The following is a 499-nucleotide window of genomic DNA, read 5'->3' on the forward strand; positions in this document are numbered from 1 at the left end:
CAGCTGCAAGTCACTATCGATGGTACTGACTTTGAAGCTGGCGGCTATGTCACGCTTACCATTAACGGTGGCGGGGACATTCAGCTGAGTTTCGCTGACTTCACTGATGCTGGCAACGGCAGCTTCACCTTTGGTAACTACACTTATGCCAACGGCGTGATCAGCTGGACAGAAACCGCGCCTGCTGAAGGCGACAGCATCACAGTCACCGCCACCCAAACCGATAAGGCTGACAACACCTCGGCTCAAGGTAGCGACACCGCAACCGTTGCTGATGAAACCGCGCCAAATGCGCCAACGGTATTGATTGTTGATGATGGCAACCCAGGCGATGGCCTGCTCACCCAAGCTGAAATTGGTGCTGATGACGTACAGCTGCAAGTCACTATCGATGGTACTGACTTTGAAGCTGGCGGCTATGTCACGCTTACCATTAACGGTGGCGGGGACATTCAGCTGAGTTTCGCTGACTTCACTGATGCTGGCAACGGCAGCTTCA

Annotated in this window: 1 protein-coding gene; it reads left to right on the plus strand. The window is 53.9% G+C overall.

Going from position 1 to position 499, the window contains the following annotated elements:
- Nucleotides 1-499: hypothetical protein (locus K5R16_RS22190; RefSeq protein ID WP_220740586.1), on the plus strand; the 499-nt coding region annotated here is incomplete at both ends.

The sequence above is a fragment of the Shewanella sp. c952 genome (assembly GCF_019654975.1).
Classification (GTDB): Bacteria; Pseudomonadota; Gammaproteobacteria; order Enterobacterales; family Shewanellaceae; genus Shewanella.